17 protein-coding genes and 2 pseudogenes are annotated in these 16519 nt (G+C 61.5%); 7 read left to right on the plus strand and 12 right to left on the minus strand.

Annotated elements, in window-relative coordinates:
• Positions 1-2 precede the first annotated feature (2 nt).
• From FJ943_RS13275 to FJ943_RS30150, 7 genes are all read right to left on the minus strand, one after another.
• A complete protein-coding gene (locus FJ943_RS13275) occupies positions 3-998 on the minus strand; it encodes a glycosyltransferase family A protein (protein ID WP_140620300.1) in 996 nt (331 codons plus the stop codon).
• Between the two features lie 946 nt (positions 999-1944).
• On the minus strand, positions 1945-3066 hold the full coding sequence (gene pqqE, locus FJ943_RS13280) for a pyrroloquinoline quinone biosynthesis protein PqqE (protein WP_140717020.1): 1122 nt from the start codon (positions 3064-3066) through the stop codon (positions 1945-1947).
• Positions 3063-3359, minus strand: a complete 297-nt coding sequence (gene pqqD, locus FJ943_RS13285; RefSeq protein WP_140717018.1) for a pyrroloquinoline quinone biosynthesis peptide chaperone PqqD — start codon at positions 3357-3359, stop codon at positions 3063-3065. The genes pqqE and pqqD overlap by 4 nt, the downstream gene beginning before the upstream one ends.
• Positions 3356-4114 carry a pyrroloquinoline-quinone synthase PqqC gene (pqqC, locus tag FJ943_RS13290; protein ID WP_140717016.1) on the minus strand — a complete coding sequence of 253 codons (759 nt, stop codon included), beginning with the start codon at positions 4112-4114 and terminating at the stop codon, positions 3356-3358. Before pqqC ends, pqqD begins: the two co-directional genes overlap by 4 nt.
• Entirely contained in the window at positions 4111-5049 is a 939-nt protein-coding gene (gene pqqB, locus FJ943_RS13295) for a pyrroloquinoline quinone biosynthesis protein PqqB (RefSeq protein WP_140722077.1), read from the minus strand. Before pqqB ends, pqqC begins: the two co-directional genes overlap by 4 nt.
• 116 nt (positions 5050-5165) lie before the next feature.
• Positions 5166-5261 (minus strand): pyrroloquinoline quinone precursor peptide PqqA, encoded by a 96-nt coding sequence (locus FJ943_RS13300; RefSeq protein WP_140717012.1) that lies wholly within the window; start codon positions 5259-5261, stop codon positions 5166-5168.
• A 305-nt stretch (positions 5262-5566) separates the two neighbouring features.
• Entirely contained in the window at positions 5567-5692 is a 126-nt protein-coding gene (locus FJ943_RS30150) for a hypothetical protein (RefSeq protein ID WP_263492627.1), read from the minus strand.
• Between the two features lie 304 nt (positions 5693-5996).
• Between FJ943_RS30150 and FJ943_RS13305 the strand changes: the two genes are divergently transcribed.
• From FJ943_RS13305 to FJ943_RS13320, 4 genes are read left to right on the plus strand one after another with little or no spacing between them, the layout of a single operon-like run.
• Complete coding sequence (locus FJ943_RS13305; RefSeq protein WP_140717010.1) at positions 5997-7217, plus strand: ABC transporter substrate-binding protein; 1221 nt, start codon at positions 5997-5999, stop codon at positions 7215-7217.
• Positions 7205-8167: a PQQ-dependent catabolism-associated beta-propeller protein gene (locus tag FJ943_RS13310; RefSeq protein ID WP_140722080.1), complete on the plus strand. Its 963-nt coding sequence runs from the start codon at positions 7205-7207 to the stop codon at positions 8165-8167. Before FJ943_RS13305 ends, FJ943_RS13310 begins: the two co-directional genes overlap by 13 nt.
• Positions 8164-8889 (plus strand): ABC transporter ATP-binding protein, encoded by a 726-nt coding sequence (locus FJ943_RS13315; RefSeq protein WP_140663735.1) that lies wholly within the window; start codon positions 8164-8166, stop codon positions 8887-8889. Before FJ943_RS13310 ends, FJ943_RS13315 begins: the two co-directional genes overlap by 4 nt.
• Positions 8886-9692 (plus strand): ABC transporter permease, encoded by an 807-nt coding sequence (locus tag FJ943_RS13320; protein WP_140663733.1) that lies wholly within the window; start codon positions 8886-8888, stop codon positions 9690-9692. Before FJ943_RS13315 ends, FJ943_RS13320 begins: the two co-directional genes overlap by 4 nt.
• Before the next feature lie 3 nt (positions 9693-9695).
• On the opposite strand, the gene FJ943_RS13325 is transcribed toward FJ943_RS13320, so the two are convergent.
• Both FJ943_RS13325 and FJ943_RS13330 read right to left on the minus strand, forming a co-directional pair.
• The gene (locus FJ943_RS13325; RefSeq protein WP_140663731.1) at positions 9696-10109 is read right to left on the minus strand and encodes a c-type cytochrome; all 414 of its coding nucleotides are present in this window, start codon (positions 10107-10109) and stop codon (positions 9696-9698) included.
• Positions 10090-10833: a cytochrome c oxidase assembly protein gene (locus FJ943_RS13330; protein WP_224720456.1), complete on the minus strand. Its 744-nt coding sequence runs from the start codon at positions 10831-10833 to the stop codon at positions 10090-10092. The genes FJ943_RS13325 and FJ943_RS13330 overlap by 20 nt, the downstream gene beginning before the upstream one ends.
• 343 nt (positions 10834-11176) lie before the next feature.
• Here FJ943_RS13330 and FJ943_RS13335 point away from each other — a divergent pair.
• The 3 genes and pseudogenes from FJ943_RS13335 to FJ943_RS13345 form a co-directional block, all read left to right on the plus strand.
• Positions 11177-11401 (plus strand): annotated as a pseudogene (locus tag FJ943_RS13335) (efflux RND transporter periplasmic adaptor subunit); the annotation flags it as partial.
• Between the two features lie 190 nt (positions 11402-11591).
• Complete coding sequence (locus tag FJ943_RS13340) at positions 11592-12083, plus strand: DUF4142 domain-containing protein (protein ID WP_140663729.1); 492 nt, start codon at positions 11592-11594, stop codon at positions 12081-12083.
• Positions 12084-12372: 289 nt separating this feature from the next.
• Positions 12373-13458: a recombinase zinc beta ribbon domain-containing protein gene (locus tag FJ943_RS13345; RefSeq protein WP_210242405.1), complete on the plus strand. Its 1086-nt coding sequence runs from the start codon at positions 12373-12375 to the stop codon at positions 13456-13458.
• Positions 13459-13707: 249 nt separating this feature from the next.
• Here FJ943_RS13345 and FJ943_RS13350 read toward each other — a convergent pair whose 3' ends face one another.
• The 3 genes and pseudogenes from FJ943_RS13350 to FJ943_RS13360 form a co-directional block, all read right to left on the minus strand.
• Positions 13708-14631 carry a nucleotidyltransferase and HEPN domain-containing protein gene (locus FJ943_RS13350; protein ID WP_140663727.1) on the minus strand — a complete coding sequence of 308 codons (924 nt, stop codon included), beginning with the start codon at positions 14629-14631 and terminating at the stop codon, positions 13708-13710.
• A 175-nt stretch (positions 14632-14806) separates the two neighbouring features.
• Positions 14807-15205 (minus strand): annotated as a pseudogene (locus FJ943_RS13355) (AGE family epimerase/isomerase); the annotation flags it as partial.
• 402 nt (positions 15206-15607) lie between these two features.
• The gene (locus tag FJ943_RS13360; protein ID WP_140663725.1) at positions 15608-16513 is read right to left on the minus strand and encodes a serine hydrolase; all 906 of its coding nucleotides are present in this window, start codon (positions 16511-16513) and stop codon (positions 15608-15610) included.
• Between the last annotated feature and the right edge of the window lie 6 nt (positions 16514-16519).

Consider the following 16519-nt stretch of genomic DNA (forward strand, 5'->3'; position numbering starts at 1 on the left):
TCTCACCAGATGCTCTCTGCGTAGTGGGGTTGGAACTCGGCGTTCTTGTTTCGCATCCCTTTCACTCGGATTTTGACCCACCGAGGGACCAGTCTGGCACGGCAATAAATGTCCATCATTCTTGGCAGGCGAGAAATCGCCGTCCCTGGCTCCATAAGGAAGAGTTTCTTCATCAGGCCATACGCTGCCGAAAGCCGCCCGGAGATCAAGGCTCGTACGGCGAGCCAATGCAGCATGTCGATCAGATGATCGTCGAGATCGTCCCCGAACTGCGGGTACTTCTGGCGAAACTCGGCAAGGACAATTTCACAAGAACGAAGCATCTGCATGACATCGCTCGACATGTTGGCGTTCGTCATCCGGTAACCCACGAGGTACTGAGGGACGACGCGAAACTCGTACCTTTCGGCTATTCTGAGGCACATCAGCAGGTCCTCGCAGCCTTGTGCGTTCCTGGCCCTCAAGGAAGGGTCGAAGCCTCCCGCTCGCTCGAACGCGGCGCGTCGGACCAGCATTGAACTTCCGTTGCCAACAAAATTCGTCCTGCACATGCGTTGGAGCACGCGACCCTCGGCATCGGGCCGGTTATGCAATGAGAATACCCGGCCGTCGCCGTCTATATCGGCGAACCAGCAATATGCCAGGCCTGCCGAAGAGCCGCCTTGCTGTAAGGTGCACATCTGAAGCGCGATTTTGGATGGGGCCCAAAGATCGTCGGCGTCCACAAACGCCAGGAACTCCGCATCGGTGGAAGCAACTCCACGATTGCGCGCATTCGCGACGCCGCCGTTCGACTGCGTTATCAGGCGGATACGGCTATCCTGTTCAGCATAGGAGGCCACAATCGAGGCAGAAAGGTCCGTCGACCCGTCGTCGACGACGACAATGTCCAGCGCCTGGTATTGTTGCCCGCAGATGCTGTTCAGGGTCGCGCGAATCGTTCGTTCCGCATTGAACATCGGCACCACGACGCCCACCGTGGCATTGTCTTTGATCATGGGCCTCTGTTGTCTCCGCAAACAGTTGGCTAGACAGGCATTGTAACCGGGCGCCGGCGAGCCTCTCCGCGACACGCACCCCCTGGCCTCGATGGCTCTGCCGACTACGCCGTCGTGCGGGAACCTGGAAGTGTGAGTCACGGCGGCATGCTGCACTGCAACACAAATTACACCGCAATGCGCAATATTGCTAATTTAATCATCTCTAAAGCCCGGTTTGCAGGATCAGTTTTTCTTACGGCCCGAAACAGCGCTTGAACCAGCGCGCGCCGTTACCGCGAACGCCGCCGTCCGGCGCGGCGTCCCGCCCACCGCTAAGCTGAGATTGGCTGTTCAAGAGGCGGGCGTCTTACTACGCAGCCTTAAACCTGACCGGGATCCTGATGAGGTACTGGCGCGTCTTCACGAGCCAACCTCAGCGACCGACATAAAGCTCCGACCTGGCTTGCAACGCCAATGCGCGACGGGGAAGAGATCGGCAGGGCTGCAATAAGAGACAGGACTCACCCGCAGCCGCACTCAAGCCGCGACGATTAGCCGAGAGAGGAGGAGAAGGCGCTACTGGTTATCTGCCTATCCTGCGGCCGAAGGCGATCGCTATGTGGCTGTGTGGACTGGCGTCATTCGAATAGACGAGTAGGGTTCGCCACGGAACCGCATCAAGCAAACCCGCCGCGTGGCCACCGTTTCTGCGCGAGAAACGCGTGCTCCAGGGGGCAGCGAGGTGCGGGGCCTGCACCTAGGAGAGAAGGCTCGATCCGGCCAAGCTGTCCGCGTGGCTAGAAGCGCGGAAACATCTGAGAGCGCTGCGTTCGCCCGAACGAGCCGAACCATCGGATGGCCATCCACCCCCGGATGACGGTGATCCTGGCGTCGCCCTGCGTGACCCTATGAAGGATCGGCGTTGGTTCACATCGAGTTCCTGAGATCGTTCCGCGGACCTATGTCACGCAATGTCATTCACGATTCCTATCCGGCGATAGATGAAAGCTTCGTCCCCTGCGGCATTGGCGACGTTGCGCCGGGTTTCATCGACCAGCGCAGCCATGCGCGCGTGTGCCTCCGACTTGATGCAGACCGGATCTGTCGCAGCGGCATCGCCGACAATCGCCAACGCCTGACATCTGCAGCCGCCCCAATCGATCTCACGCCGCTCGCAGCTTCGGCATGGCTCCTGCATCCATTCGGTGCCGCGAAAGGCATTGAATGCGGGTGAAGCGGCCCAGATGTCGGCCAGCGGTTTCGCTCCAAAACGTTCGAAGCGAAGCGAAGGAATCGTCTGCGCGGCGTGGCACGGCAATACAGTACCGTCCGGGGTAACCACTAACGCGTCGCGCGCCCAACCGCCCATGCATGGCTTGGGATATGTGGCGAAATAATCCGGCGTGACAAAATCGATGTTCATAATGCCGGCGAGCCTTTCGCGCGCGGCTGCGACGATGTCCGCCTGCCGGTCTATCGCGCCACATTCGGGCATCAGCATATCGCGATTGGCCAGCGCCCAGCCGGCATACTGCACGTTGGCGATCTCGAGCCGATCGGCGCCCAAGGAAAGAGCCAGATCGATGAATTCGGGTACCTCCTCGATGTTGTGACGATGGATCGGTGCGTTGATGGTGAGTGGCAGCCCGGCCGCGCGGGCGCGGTGTGCCGTCTTCAGCTTCTTTTCGTGGCTGCCGCTGTGGTTGGCGACACGGTCGGTGGTCGGCTGACGGGCACCCTGAAAGCTCAGTTGCAGGTGGTCGAGACCGGCATCGGCAAAGGCTTCAATACGGCCTTCGGCAATGCCAACACCAGCGGTGATGAGGTTGGTGTAGATACCGCGCGACGAAAGCGCGGCGATCAGTTGCTCAAGGTCGCGGCGAAGCGTCGGCTCGCCGCCGGACAGGTGCACCTGGAGAACGCCCAGATCGGCGGCCTGCGAGAACAGATCGAGCCAGGTCCGCGTGTCGAGCTCCCGATTGGCCTTCAGCAATTCGAGCGGATTGGAGCAGTAAGGGCATTGCAGCGGACAGCGATGCGTCAGTTCCGCCAACATGCCGATCGGAGGCAGGAGAGGCTCGCTCATAGTTTCACCAGAAGGTTGTCCGACCATTCCTGCAGGAAGGCGACGACGTCGGCCGCTACCGCATCCTGACCGGCGTCATAGTCGGCCGCAAGGTCGGCGATGATGTGGCCGACCGTGGATCTCCCGTCGCAGCGGCGCAAGATGTCGAGGCTGACCTCGTCCGGCCAGAAGACTTTCTCCGGCGAAAGCACGGCGAAGGCCCGCCGCACAGGGTCGTACTGGATGCGAACATGCTTCGGCAGTGACGGCGCCGATCGCAACGACACGATGGCTCTTTCGCGCAGTCCCGTCATGAGGCCGCCTCCGGGCGGAAGGCGCCGGGCGGTATGTTTCCAGGCGCGCCATAGGCATGCTGAAGTGCGTCGAGCATCGCCCACAATATGTGGCATTTGAACACCAGCGCATCGATCGCCTGCTGCTGACGTTCGGCCGTGTCGGCATGTTCTAGCACGTAGGCGAGCGCGAAGTCCGCGTCGCGTGATGCCTGTTCGGGCCGCCAGCTGAAATAGGCCAGCGTGTCTTGCGTAATGTAGTCGTATCTGGCCAGCATCGCCGGCACTCGTTCGCCGATGATGCGGGGCGAGAACATCTCCGTGAGCGACGATGCGACCGCCTCGAGCAGCGTACGGTTGGTGCAGAAGGAAAGGTAGGCGCCCACCGCGAAACGGGTCGCCGGCAGCGCCAGACGCTCGCTCCTGACCGCTTCGGCGTCGAGCCCCAGTGCGGTGGCCAGATGCAGCCAGCGCGCGATGCCGCCGCTCCAGCCGTCGTCGCCGTCATGATCCTCGATGCGTTTGCGCCACGCGGCGCGAAACGCCGGATCTTCGGCACGCGCCAGGATCATGGCGTCCTTGCGCGGAATGACGGCCTGGTAGCAATAACGGTTGAGCGCCCAGGCCTGCATTTCGGCTTTCGACAGAGCGCCACTGGTCATACTGTGATGGAAAGGATGTCGGTTGTGATATCGTTCTTCACCGACCTGCCGCAGCACGGCTTCGAACTCGCTCCTGGACAGGCCATCTTTCGCAGCCTCGTGGAAATCGCTCAAAATTCCATCTCCATCCCATCGCTGGCGACTTCCCAACCAGCCACTCTGACCGCCGCGTGTTCGGCGGAATTCTCGTCGAGAACAGGATTGGTGTTGTTGATATGGATGAAGATACGACGGCCGATTTTCACATCGGCTAAGCCGGCAATCGAGCCCTCCTCTCCAGACATTGCGATGTGCCCCATGCGCGCGCCGGTTTTCTGGCCGACGCGGGCAATAATCATCTCGTCGTCCGTGTAGACGGTGCCGTCGAACAGAAGGCAGGCGGCATCAGTAACACGAGTGCGCAGGGCGGCATCGATGCGCGCGCAGCCCGGAATGTAGAAGATGGCGCCGCACCTGCCGGTCGCAGTGATGCGGACTCCGATTGTGTCACCCGGGTCGGAACTGAAATCGGCGCTGGGACCGGCCTTTTGCTCGAGGTAGAGCGCGATCTTCCCAGGTACGGGAAAGCTGTCGACCACAACGCCAGTTTCGCGGCCATACGCGTCGCGGATCGCCAGTTCGCCCGTTGGCCCCAGCAGGCGCCGAGATACGATCGACGGATCGAGAACGTTGAAAATCGAATTCGCCTCCAGCGTCTCCAGCACCTGTGCTGTTCCATAGATTGCGAAAGGCTGTCGTTCACGCAGGCTGAGCAGGCCGGCGACATGGTCCACGTCGGCGTTGGTCAGCACCACGGCGCGGATAGGCGTCGAGCGCGGCGGCGCATCGGCTGGCGGCTGCAGTTCAGGCGTTTGCGCAATCTGTTGGCGAATGTCGGGCGACGCATTGAAGAGAACCCAGCCTGCCCCGTCACCCGACACGGCAATGGATGATTGGGTTCGTGGACGAACGCCGGGCATCCCGCTGCGAGCCGCGCGGCTCAAACGATAATTGCAATTCCACTGCGGAAAGCCGCCTCCCGCCGCCGATCCGATGATCTTCACGAGCATACCATCGCTCCGAAGCCCTATGGAACTAGCAGGACGTTCTCAAAAGCACCCGCGTCCAATTTTCCTACGGACAAGGCATTGCATGCCGCCGTTGAAGGGCACATGCAATTTGCAGCCTACTTCTTGGGCGGATTTTCTGCGGGCAGGTATCGCGAAATCTCTAAACCGGCGGAGACCTGACACATGGTCGGTTTCTTCCAGATCTTCTTCATCGCGTTCTCCTCTGGCGCCAGCCGAACGGGCCGGTCACGCTATCGATGCCATTACCTGACAATGGGCACTCTTGGAGGCTACAACGTGTTGCAGCTTCAGTTGTTCCTTCATCACCAGCCCGGTTTTCGAATGAACCAGCCTTAACTTTCCTCGAACAGGCGTGAAATGTCGAGCCGCAACCGTAATCCGATTGTCAATATGAATGCGGTCACGCCTCGTGCGTTTCATAGTGATGCATGCCAAGGGCCCGAGCTAGTCGGGCGGCTGGCATCGGTCCCTGCCAAAGAATCGCGCAATGCGCGTGTCAAAGCTTCAGGCCGGGTGGCCAGATTTCAAGCGCGCCGTAATCGCGCGTTGCCACCGTGTCGTAGTGACCGGTCAAAGCACCGTCGACCGACCGGTGCCGAGAAGGAGCATCGCCACGCTTCATGATCGTTCCTGATAGAGTTGAAACGCTTGCAATGCTAGACCAGCTGGGCGCAGGCCCGCCGGTAGCCGCAAGCGAGAAGCGGTGAGAGCAGGCGTGCCGCTCAGGGGACCGGCTGCGACTTGGGAAAGAGCGCGGCCAAGGAACAATCGGAATTTCCAGCAGTTGGGGTCGGGTCGGTCCTCCCTCTACCGGTCCAAGGCATGGAGCCCGCCCCAAATGCGGAAATGGGGCGGGCTCACTTTGTTGGAATCCAGGAACATTCCTTTGTCCAAAATATTAGGGTCGCTTCCATCCTGGAGCGCACATGCCGATTATTGACGTCCCACTTGGCTTGCCCGCCTTGGGCCGAATGAGGCTGGCGCTGACATTTCTCGTGCTGCTCGCTTTGGTCGCGCCCGGGCTTGGCGAGCCCCAGACGATGGTGATCGGCTATCTCGGCGAACAGCGCAAACCGCCTCTGCCGCTCGGGCCACTGGACGAGGTCGTCACCGACGACGGCCTGCAAGGTGCCCGGCTCGGCATCGCCGACAATGCCAGCACCGGCCGCTTTCTCGGTCAGCAATTCCGGTTGCAGGAAATCACCCTCAAGCCCGGCGAGATGCCAGCCGAAGCGGTCAAGGAATTCGCGGCCGCCGGCATCAGCTTCCTCATCGCCGATCTCGATGCCGCCCGTTTGCTGCAGGCGAGCGACGCTCCAGGCGCCGAGAGGATGACGCTGTTCAACAGTCGCGCTCCTGACGAGCGGCTACGCCAGGAGGATTGCCGCAAGAACGTGCTGCACACCGTTCCGAGCCGCGCGATGCTCGCTGACGGGCTGGCGCAATATCTCGTCTGGAAGCGCTGGCAGCACTGGTTCCTGCTGGTCGGGGCGCATCCCGAGGACCAGGCGATGGCGGTTGCCTTTCGACGCGCGGCGACGCGTTTCGGAGCAGAGATCACCATCGACCAGCCCTGGACGTTCAGGCCCGCCAACGGGCGCGCCGATACCGGACATGTCACGCTGCAGACCGAGATTCCCGCTGCCACGCAGGTCAGCGACTATGATGTGCTCGTCGTTGCCGACGAGGCGGACGAGTTTGGCGCCTATCTCGAAGGCCGAACCGCATTTCCGCGGCCGGTCGCCGGGACGCAGGGTCTGGTCGCGACCGGCTGGAGCGCGGTCAACGAAGAGTGGGGTGCCACGCAACTCCAGGATCGCTTCCACAAGCAGGCCGGGCGCTGGATGCTGCCCAGCGACTACGCCGCCTGGCTCGCCGTGCGAAGCATCGGCGAGGCGGCAACGCGCCTGCACAGCCTCGATCCGATTGCGATCGGAAAGTATCTCCGCAGCAACGATTTCCTGCTCGCCGGATTCAAAGGACAGGGTCTGAGCTTCCGGCCATGGGACGGCCAGATGCGGCAACCCGTCCTCATAGCCGGACCGCGACTGCTCGTCTCCAGTTCGCCGCAGCCGGGTTTCCTGCACCAGCGCACGCCGCTCGACACGCTGGGCATCGACCTGGAGGAAAGCGCATGCAGGTTCTGATCGCGATCCTGCTTTCGATGTCCATCGTGGCCGGACCTGCCGCCGCCGAGACGATCTACGTATCGAACGAGCAGGACAACACGGTGGCGGTGGTGGATGGCGCCAGTATGAACCTGTCCACGACCATCAATGTCGGAAGGCGCCCGCGCGGAATGGCGCTTTCGGCAGACAAGAAAGTGCTCTTCGTTGCTGTTGGCGACGACAACCGGATCGACGTTCTCGATCTCGCCAAACGGCAGGTGACCGGCCAACTCCCCTCGGGAGCCGATCCGGAGTTTTTTGTCGTGCATCCCGACGGCAAACGGCTGTTCGTCGCCAATGAGAACGACAATCTGGTCTCGGTGGTCGATGTCGCGTCCGCCAAGGTTATTGGTACGGTCGACGTCGGCGTCGAACCCGAGGGCATGGCGGTCAGTGCCGACGGCCGCTACGTTGCCTGCACCTCGGAGACCACCAGCATGGTGCATCTCATAGATGCCGGCACGCTCGACCTCATCGACAATCTCTTGGTCGACACCCGCCCGCGCGCTGCGGCGTTCTCGCCGGATGGAAAGCAGCTTTGGGTGTCTTCCGAAATACGCGGAACGGTAACCGTCTTCGACACCACGTCTCGTGCTGAGACCGGCAAAGTCGAGTTCGAGGTCCCCGGCATCCGCCGCGAGGGCGTCCAGGCGGTCGGCATCGAAATGGCACACGACGGCGCCACTGCCTATGTCGCGCTCGGTCCGGCCAACCGGGTTGCAGAGGTCGACACCAAGACGCTGGCGGTGCGCCGCCTCTATCTCGTCGGCCAGCGGCCGTGGCACTTGGCGCTGTCCGATGACCAGAAGCGCCTGGTCAGCGCTAATGGCAATTCCGGCGACATCTCGTTCATCGATCTGGAGAATGAGGAGGTGGTGAAGTCGGTGCCGGTGGGACGCGGCCCCTGGGGAGTGGTGATCGGTCCATGAAGGCGCTGTCGCTCGAGGGCCTCGGACACAGCTTCGGAGAGCGGCGGGTCCTCGATGCCGTGTCGTTCTCGGTCGCTGAAGGCGGAATGTGCGTACTGCTTGGACGCAACGGAGCCGGCAAGACGACGTTGTTCTCGCTGGTCACCGGCCTCTATCATGCCCGATCCGGCCAGATCGATGTGTTCGGCCACTCCATGCGGACCGATCCGGCCGCCGCACTTGCCCAGATGGGCGTGGTCTTCCAGCAGCAGACGCTCGACCTCGACCTCACCGCTGCCGAAAATCTGCGCTATCACGCCTCACTGCATGGGCTGGAGACCGGCATCAGCGAAACGAGATTGCGCGAGGAACTCGACCGGCTGGAGGTCCTCGACAGGTGCGACGAGCCGGTCCGTTCGCTATCGGGCGGTCAGCGGCGGCGCGTCGAAATCGCTCGTGCGCTGATGCACCGGCCGCGTATCCTGCTGCTCGATGAACCGACGACCGGGCTCGACGTGCCTGGGCGCCGGGCGATCGAGCAGCACGTACGCGCGCTATGCCGCGAACGAGGTATTGCTGTTCTCTGGGCGACGCATTTCCTGGAAGAGGTGTCGGCCGGCGACGACCTGGTGGTGCTGCACAAGGGCAGGCTGCGCTGGGCCGGCGGCGCCGGCCGCGTCGCCGCGGATCTTGCGGTCGGCAGCCTGGCCGATGCATTCGATCTGCTGACGGAGACGGCATGAAGACACGTCACGCGCTGCGGGCGCTGTTGGGAATCCTGCGCAGGGAGATGTTGCGAACGCTTCGGCAGCGCGGCCGGCTGCTCTCGGCGATCATACGGCCTTTGGTCTGGCTCGCCATCTTCGCCGCCGGCTTCCGCTCGGTGCTTGGCCTGTCAATCACGCCGCCCTATCAGACCTACGTGCTCTACGAGGTCTATGTCGTCCCCGGGCTGGCCGCCATGATGCTGCTCTTCCATGCCATGGCAAGCTCGCTGGCGATGGTCTATGACCGTGAGACGGGCAGCATGCGCCTGTTGCTGACCGCGCCGCTTCCACGCTGGTATCTGCTTGCCGCGCGGCTGCTGGCGAGCGTCATCGTCGGTCTGCCGCTGGTCTATCTGTTCTTGCTGATCGCGCGTTATTGGGACGTGCGCCCGCCGGTTCTAGGCTACCTCGCCGTGTTTCCGGCGCTGGTCCTGTCAGGCCTGATGCTGGGCGCGTTCGGGTTGCTGGTATCGTCAGTTTCGACGCAGATGGAGAACTTCGCCGGCGTGATGAACTTCGTCATCTTCCCGACGTTCTTCGCCTCGACGGCGCTTTATCCGATATGGCGGCTCGCCGAGGCAGGGCCGGTGCTGGCTACGATCGCCGCATGGAACCCGTTCAGTTCGGCGGTCGAACTGATACGCTTCACTCTCTATCTGCGCTTCGATCTCGTTTCCGCCCTTGTCGTTCTCGCCTGCCTCGTCGTGTTTTTCCTGGCGGCGGTGGTCGGCTACGACCCCGGCCGCGGCCTGTGGTCCCGGCGCGGCGGCGAGGGCTGATCATTACAGGGCGTAGAGGTAGGCAGCGATATCACGCGCCTGCTGCTCTGTGATCCCCGTCGATGGCATGGCCGTGTGCGGATTGATCTCCCTGGCCGCTCGTATCCAGCGGATCAGGTTCTCCGGATTGTTCGCCAGTATGCCGGCGATAAAGACCCGGTCGGCAAGGCTGGAATCGAGGCGCGGACCAACCTGGCCTTGTGCCCCCGGCACGCCGGGGATCGTATGGCATCCGGAGCAGCCGTTCGCGATCATGATCGGAATGGCGCGCGCTTCCAAGCCGCCGGTCGCCATGTCCGATTCGTGGCGAACACGATCGCGCCGGTCGGACCACAAGGTCGCTGCGGCGACTGCCGCGGTCAGCAGCAGGATCGCGGCGAGCGCGCTGCCCACCATCCTAGCCAGGCCGGAGCGCATGGCTTGCCTCCCTGATTCCGCTCTTACTTATCCAAAGGCCGGCAAGCAGCAAGGCGGCTCCGCCATAGATCAGGCCAGCCGGAACCCACATCACCAGTCCGGCGAGCTGCTGGTCCTCGATCGGGGTTAGACCCCAGAGCGCCGCGCCGGCGGCATTCTGCGGGTACCAGAGTCTGGGCGACAACAGCAGCAGCACGCCGAGCAGACCAGTGTGCAGTGACGTGAAGAAGAGATGCATGACCGCGCTGCCATAGGCCTGCTGGCGGCCGGAACGCGGCAGAATCCCCCACCAGAACAGCAGGGCTGTGCCGAGGAAGCTCGCATGCTGGGCGTAGTGCAGCACGCCCTGCTGAAGCGCTGCCTCGAACAGGACGGGAACGTGCCAGATCCAGATCGCGATACCGTGGATGACGGTTGCGTTGAGGGGGCGGCTGGCCACGGTCCAGATCGCCTGGAGAATCCTGCCGTGCGTGAGCCTTCCCGTCCCTCGGCGAAGTCCGGTCGGCAATGCCCATATCAGGGCTGCGCCGGGGCAGGCGGCGACAAGGAGTGGCGCCGCTACCGCCATCAGCAGTTCATGCTCGATCATGTGGGCGGCAAACACCCGTTCGCCAAGCGCATGGATCGGGCTGACCAGCGCTCCGGTCAGCACGCCCCAGCCGGCGGTGAAGAAAAGCGCCACCACCGGCATCACGGCCAGGAAGCATTCTACGACAACGGCCATCGCTCGTGGCGGCACCGTCACCACCGACGGACACCGTCGTCGTCACCAGTTCGATGCACCGTCACCACCACAATCGGCCTGTCGTCATCCAGCAGGACGACTGATCGCTCTGCGATCCGGCTCCATGCGTCAAGGCGAGGAGCCGGATCAACCGTGTCGAAGAGGAAACACTCCGGCGGCCGGTTCACATCAAACCCCGACCCGCAAGAACACAAGGGCTCCGCCTTAGCAGGCTCTCAAGCAGGCGGACGCCAATCTGGTCGACACGCAGGGCGCTACCAGCGGGCTGAGGATCTCTTCAGGTCAGGATTCGGCACGAACCAAGCCTCCGAGGGAGCCACCAACCTCGCAGCCGGGCGGGAGCGGCTATGTGATGGCGGAAACTCAACTCAATCAAGCGAAGGCGAACCTCGCCACTGCCCAGGCACGTCTGGGCTACGCCACGACAAAGTCGCCGCACGACGATATCCTGATCACACGCAACGTCGAGCCTGGAGCGGCGCTGCTCGTTCTCGCGCCGGCCGGAGACATGCAACCGGTGCTGCAGATGGATGAGAAAAATCTGGGGGCCTCCTGAACTGGGACAGGGCGCGCGCGGGTTTTTTGTGTTTGAGCGTGGTGGCCGGTGTTTCTCCCTCTGACGTCCCTCCTCACTCCTGACCGTCACGACCCTTGGGGCGTTTTTTTGGCGGTTGATGGAACAAGGATCGTGAGCATCCGTTCGGGTCGGCTCGTAGCTCTCCGAAAGGCTCTCTGTCATGACCACACATCGCATCTTCGCTGCCGTAGCATTCGCAGCCGGCATCATTGCCAGCAACCAGGCACTCGCCAAAAGCGATTCAGATTTTCTGACCGACACCATCAAAGGCGACAATTCCGAAGTCGCTCTTGGTACCCTTGCCAGGCAAAAGGGCGACAGCAAAGGCGTCAAGGCATTCGGCCAAACGCTCGTAAAAGACCATGGCAAGGCCAAGAAGCAGGCACTGGCGGTCGGCAAGAAACTGGGTGTTGCTGAAACCGACGATCTCACCGACGAAGCGACGGCCGAGATGACGAAGCTGAACGGACTTTCGGGGGCGGCTTTCGATCAGGAGTTTACAACCTACATGGTGTCAGACCACCAGAAGGATATCGCCGAGTTCCAGGATGAGGTGAAGACCGGCAGCAGCAAGGTCGCTAAGCTCGCCAAGAAGACCTTGCCGACACTTGAGAAGCACTTGAAAATGGCGCAGTCGCTGGCCAAACCGTGATGAGCGAAGTCCGGCGTCGAAAGTCGGACGATCGAGCTGGAATACTACGACCGGCCGACACTCTGGTTTCATTGGCTGACGGTGGTTTTTGTCGTCCTGTTGTTCGGTACTTCGCTGGTATGGAACTACGTCACGCCGCGTGACCGAACTTGGCGCCCCTGTTGGAGGGCACTCATGTCTCACTCGGGATCCTGTTCGCCGTCCTAATTCTAGTCCGGATCGTCTGGCGGCTGACAGGAGGCCGGCAATTGACGCCAGAGGTGGACTTTCGGGAACGCTCTCCCAGCTGATGTACATCGTCCTATATGTTTTCCTTGCCGCAGAGAGCATGCTGGGCTTCGTATTGCCCGCTCAGTCGACACTGGGGCGACACCAGCGTGCGCGGGCATGCCATCCGGGAACCGGCGTCATCAACAACGAGCTCTATACCGGTGTGCTGATTTGGAACCGCCTGCACTTCGTTAAGGATCCCGCCACCGGTAAGCGCGTCTCACGGGCCAATCCGCCAGCCAAATGGATCCGCACCGAGGTGCCGCATCTCAGGATGGTGGGGGACGAACTGTGGCAGGCCGTGAAGGAGAGACAGAAATCCGTCGCCAGCCAGTTCGAGGCGGTGGCGATCGGCACGCGCAAGGCCCGGGCGAGGAAACAGCACACCATGAGGCGTCCGGTCTCTCTGCTTTCCGGCTTGCTCACCTGCGGCCGCTGCGGCGGGCGCTATGTCCTGTTCACACGCGACCGCTATGCGTGTCTCAACCATCAGCGCCGGGGTATCTGCGACAACGGCCGCACAATCGCCCGCAAGAAGATTGAGCAACGGGTCCTCGCGGGCCTGAAGGAAAGGCTCGTCTCGGCCGAGGCCGTGGCCGAGGCGATCAGAGCCTATGCGCAGGAGACCAACCGCCTCAACCAAGAGCGTCGCGCGCAAGGCGAACAAGACCGTAAGGCGCTCGACAAGATCGAGCGCGCCATCGCGGGCATCATGGCCGCGATCGAGGATGGCCTTTGCCAACCTGCGATGAAGGCGAGAATGGAAGACCTGGAGAGGCAGAAGGCGGAGATCACCGCGCGTCTGGCGTCGGCGCCCACTGACGTGCCCGACCTGCATCCCAATATCGCCACTCTCTACCGCAAGCGGGTCGAGCAACTCACGCAAGCACTCGCCGATCACGAGGACGGACGTCCAGCCGCCGAGGCGGTGCGCTCGCTGATCGGAGAGATCGTGCTCACGCCAGGCGACAAGCGAGGCGAGGTTCATGCTGAGCTACGTGGCGAGCTGTTCGGCATTCTCGAACTCGCGAAATCTGACCCAAATGACCAGGCCGACGATGTTATGACAAAAGGGGTTGCGGGTTCCCGCAACCATAATCATTAACCGTCTCGATCTGATCGAGGCGGCTTTTTTGTTTGACGGGCACCAATCCGCGCGGCGCGGCAGAGGGTGGATGCAGCACACTCGATGGGAGTGCTGGAGCAAATCCTCCTTAATCCTGATCATATCCTGCTGCCTTGAAGTAGTTTTGGCACTCGGGCTGCTGACGTCGAAACGTATAGGCGCAAGTCTTTTGCTTTTTGTACTCTGAAGGTGCATAGATGGCAGTCTGGAATTGATACTAGCATGCCCTCAACAGGCTCGCAGAACTGCGGTGCTTGCTTCGTTTTTCAACTTTTCAAGTCGGGATCGGCATATTGATTCAATCCGATCGATAAGATCCGAGACGCGCTCTGCGAGCCATTGAAGTGCTTCATTCGTGATCTCGAAATGTCGCGAGTAGCGCGCTTTGACATAAGCCTCATTGAGAACGTTGAACCAGGCGACGAAGCGCTGTTGGTCACGAGGCCATGCTTCGGCAAGTTCCTGGACCTGATCCTCGGCAAGGCTCCGAAGAAATTTTAAGTTGTGAGAGGCAGGGCTGTAGTTCGTCAGGACTAGCAACAATGCCGAGTACGCTTGCTCGATGGATTGATGAAGGAGAAACGCCGCTTCCTTGTAGTCCTTTTCATTCCGGTAGAATGTTGCACCCTTCGCGAACTTCCTTGCATGAGGGATACGGTCCTCCAAATGTTCAGTCGCCACTCGAAAGGCCTCGACGGGTTGTACCGGTGTCGGGTCTGCCAGCGGCTCGTCGTCAAGCTCGTAGAGCACGATTCCTTCGCGGCGAATGTCGACGAAGAAGTACTGGCCTTCCTTAAGCGCCGAGTTCACTTCCCGGCGCGAGTGCACGATGAAACTAACGGGCGTATTGATCTCACGCATCAGACGGTCGGCTGCAGGCTGCCAATAGCTGGCGAAGTCGGTCAGCTTTCGATTGTTGACCACCACCAGCAGATCGAAATCGGAACGGTAGCCCTTCTTGGTATGCGGCTCGTCGACCCAGCCGCCGCGGGCATAGGATCCAAAGAGTATGATCTTCAGAATGCGCCCGCGCTTCTTGAAATCGGCGGTTCCTCCTCTCACAGCGTCGTCGAACTCCCCAAGCAGTAGCTCGACTGCCTTTTTGAGCTCACGCTGCTTCGGGGGAGGAAGGTGGTCGATGCTGGATTTCATGAACAATGATCTATCGCCCATATGGCATTGATAGGCAAGGCCAAGCTTTCGTTCTGTAAATAGCCCCTTCCGGCCGCGCCAAGCAACGTAAAAGATGTTGCAAAAATATAAACATGTTCTTCCAGAGGAGTTGTGATGTCGGGAGAGAGTAAAGGCGCCGTGGTCCTGATTCGAGTCACAGCCGCCTCGGTGAGTTGCGGTTCCGGTACGGGCTAAGAAATCTTTGTTGGGGGATCGTCAGTTTGCTGATCACGTTCGTTAGGCTCCCTTGCGCCGGATAGAGTGGTATCACGCACGCCTGCAGTCCCGTGGTACAAGCCGGCCTTGCCGACAAACAGCGAATGCGCCGGCGCAATCCCTCATCCAGCTCCTCGAACCATCCGCCATGCTCGCGGTCTATATAGGCCACGGCGATGGTGTTCGAGATGCGCCGGCACCATTGTTCATGGAAGGCGCTCGGGCGGTGCTCGACCAGGAAGGAGGCCGCGCCCGCAGCCTCGGCGATCGGCCACCAGGGCTTGAACCGGAATGCCGGCTTGTCGGCCCAGTCCAGCGTGTAGAAGAAGCCGCCCTTCGCAACGGCCTTCGAAAGCCGCATGTCTCAAAGTCGCCGCTCGGAGAGTGGACAGTTTCGAAGCAGCAAGAATTTCTGCGACCGGCCATAGGACAATGATCTGCCTAAGAGATTCCAAGGCTCGCTGGATGCGCTGCGCCGATCGTGCACCTTCTGCTGGATTTGAAGACGGGACGGGCGATTTATGGGCCATCGCGTGCTGACGCAGGCGCAAACGCGGCAGTGACGAGCCCCGCCGAACGACGGAGATTTGCCTCGAAGGCATCGAGGTCGGTGAAGGAGCGGGGGTGTCGAACTCCTGGATCGACGCCCCGGGGCAGGGCAGGCGGGCATTGCAGCAGAAGCATCGTTCCGATCACATCGGCTTTTTGGACGGAGTCCGTAACCGGCCTCGTTGACTCGCTAGAGGGCCGCGACGAGCTCGGCAGTGTGCTTTCCTATGGCAAGCAGGATTGTCACGTTCGCCGAGATCTGCTCGCCTTGAGTGAAGACGACGCAGGTGAACCGCTTGCCGTCCGCCAGCTCGACATGAATGGCGTCGTGGCGGCGGTAGCTCGCGCGGGGATCGCCTGTCCAGCCCGTCCAGCCTGCTTTCGACCACAGTTTGGCCCCCTCCGGCAGGTCCGCGCCCATATAGTTGAGCACCTGCGACAACGGGCGTTTGACGAAGCCGGGGTCGCGCGGCCGATACAAGAAGTCGGCCATAATGCGCGAGCGTTCCGGCGAAATCATCGCGCCATCCATGATGCGAGAAAAGACGGACGCGGAGGCGTCGGCCGTGAGGCGGTTGTGGTTGTTGCCACCAACCTCGACGAATATCTTTTCGCGGCCATAGCGGTCATCGTCCATCAGTTTCTGACAGACATTGATGCCGTCGAATTCCGGCAAGGCGAGCTGCTTGAAATAGGCGTTGATGCCGTTTCGGGCCGCCATCCAGCGCCGCATCTCCTCTTCGCCCAGCTCGGTGTCGCCGGTCGTCCCGGTCAAAGTATCGATGACGTAGTTGGTGGCGTTGTTGCTCGACCACTTGATCATATCGTGCATGGCCCGCTCCAGCTCAGGCGTCGCCTGGACTTTTCCTGCGTCAAGGGCAGCCTGCGTGGCGACAAGATAGAAGACCTTGATTACGCTGCAGGGATAGAAGGGGGCATCGCCGTTGTAGGAGTAACCTGTCGGCAGCGTCCCACCCTCGCCATAGGCTTTCTCTTCCCCCCCAGGGATGGACCAACAGCGTGAAAGCGAATTTGTCTTCCGCCAGCCCGCGGGAGGCGAAGCCGTCCAACGCTGTGCGCACGATTTCCTCGCCAACCGCTC

Origin of the sequence: Mesorhizobium sp. B2-3-10 (genome assembly GCF_006442275.1) — a bacterium.
In the GTDB taxonomy this organism is placed as follows: Bacteria; Pseudomonadota; Alphaproteobacteria; order Rhizobiales; family Rhizobiaceae; genus Mesorhizobium; species Mesorhizobium australicum.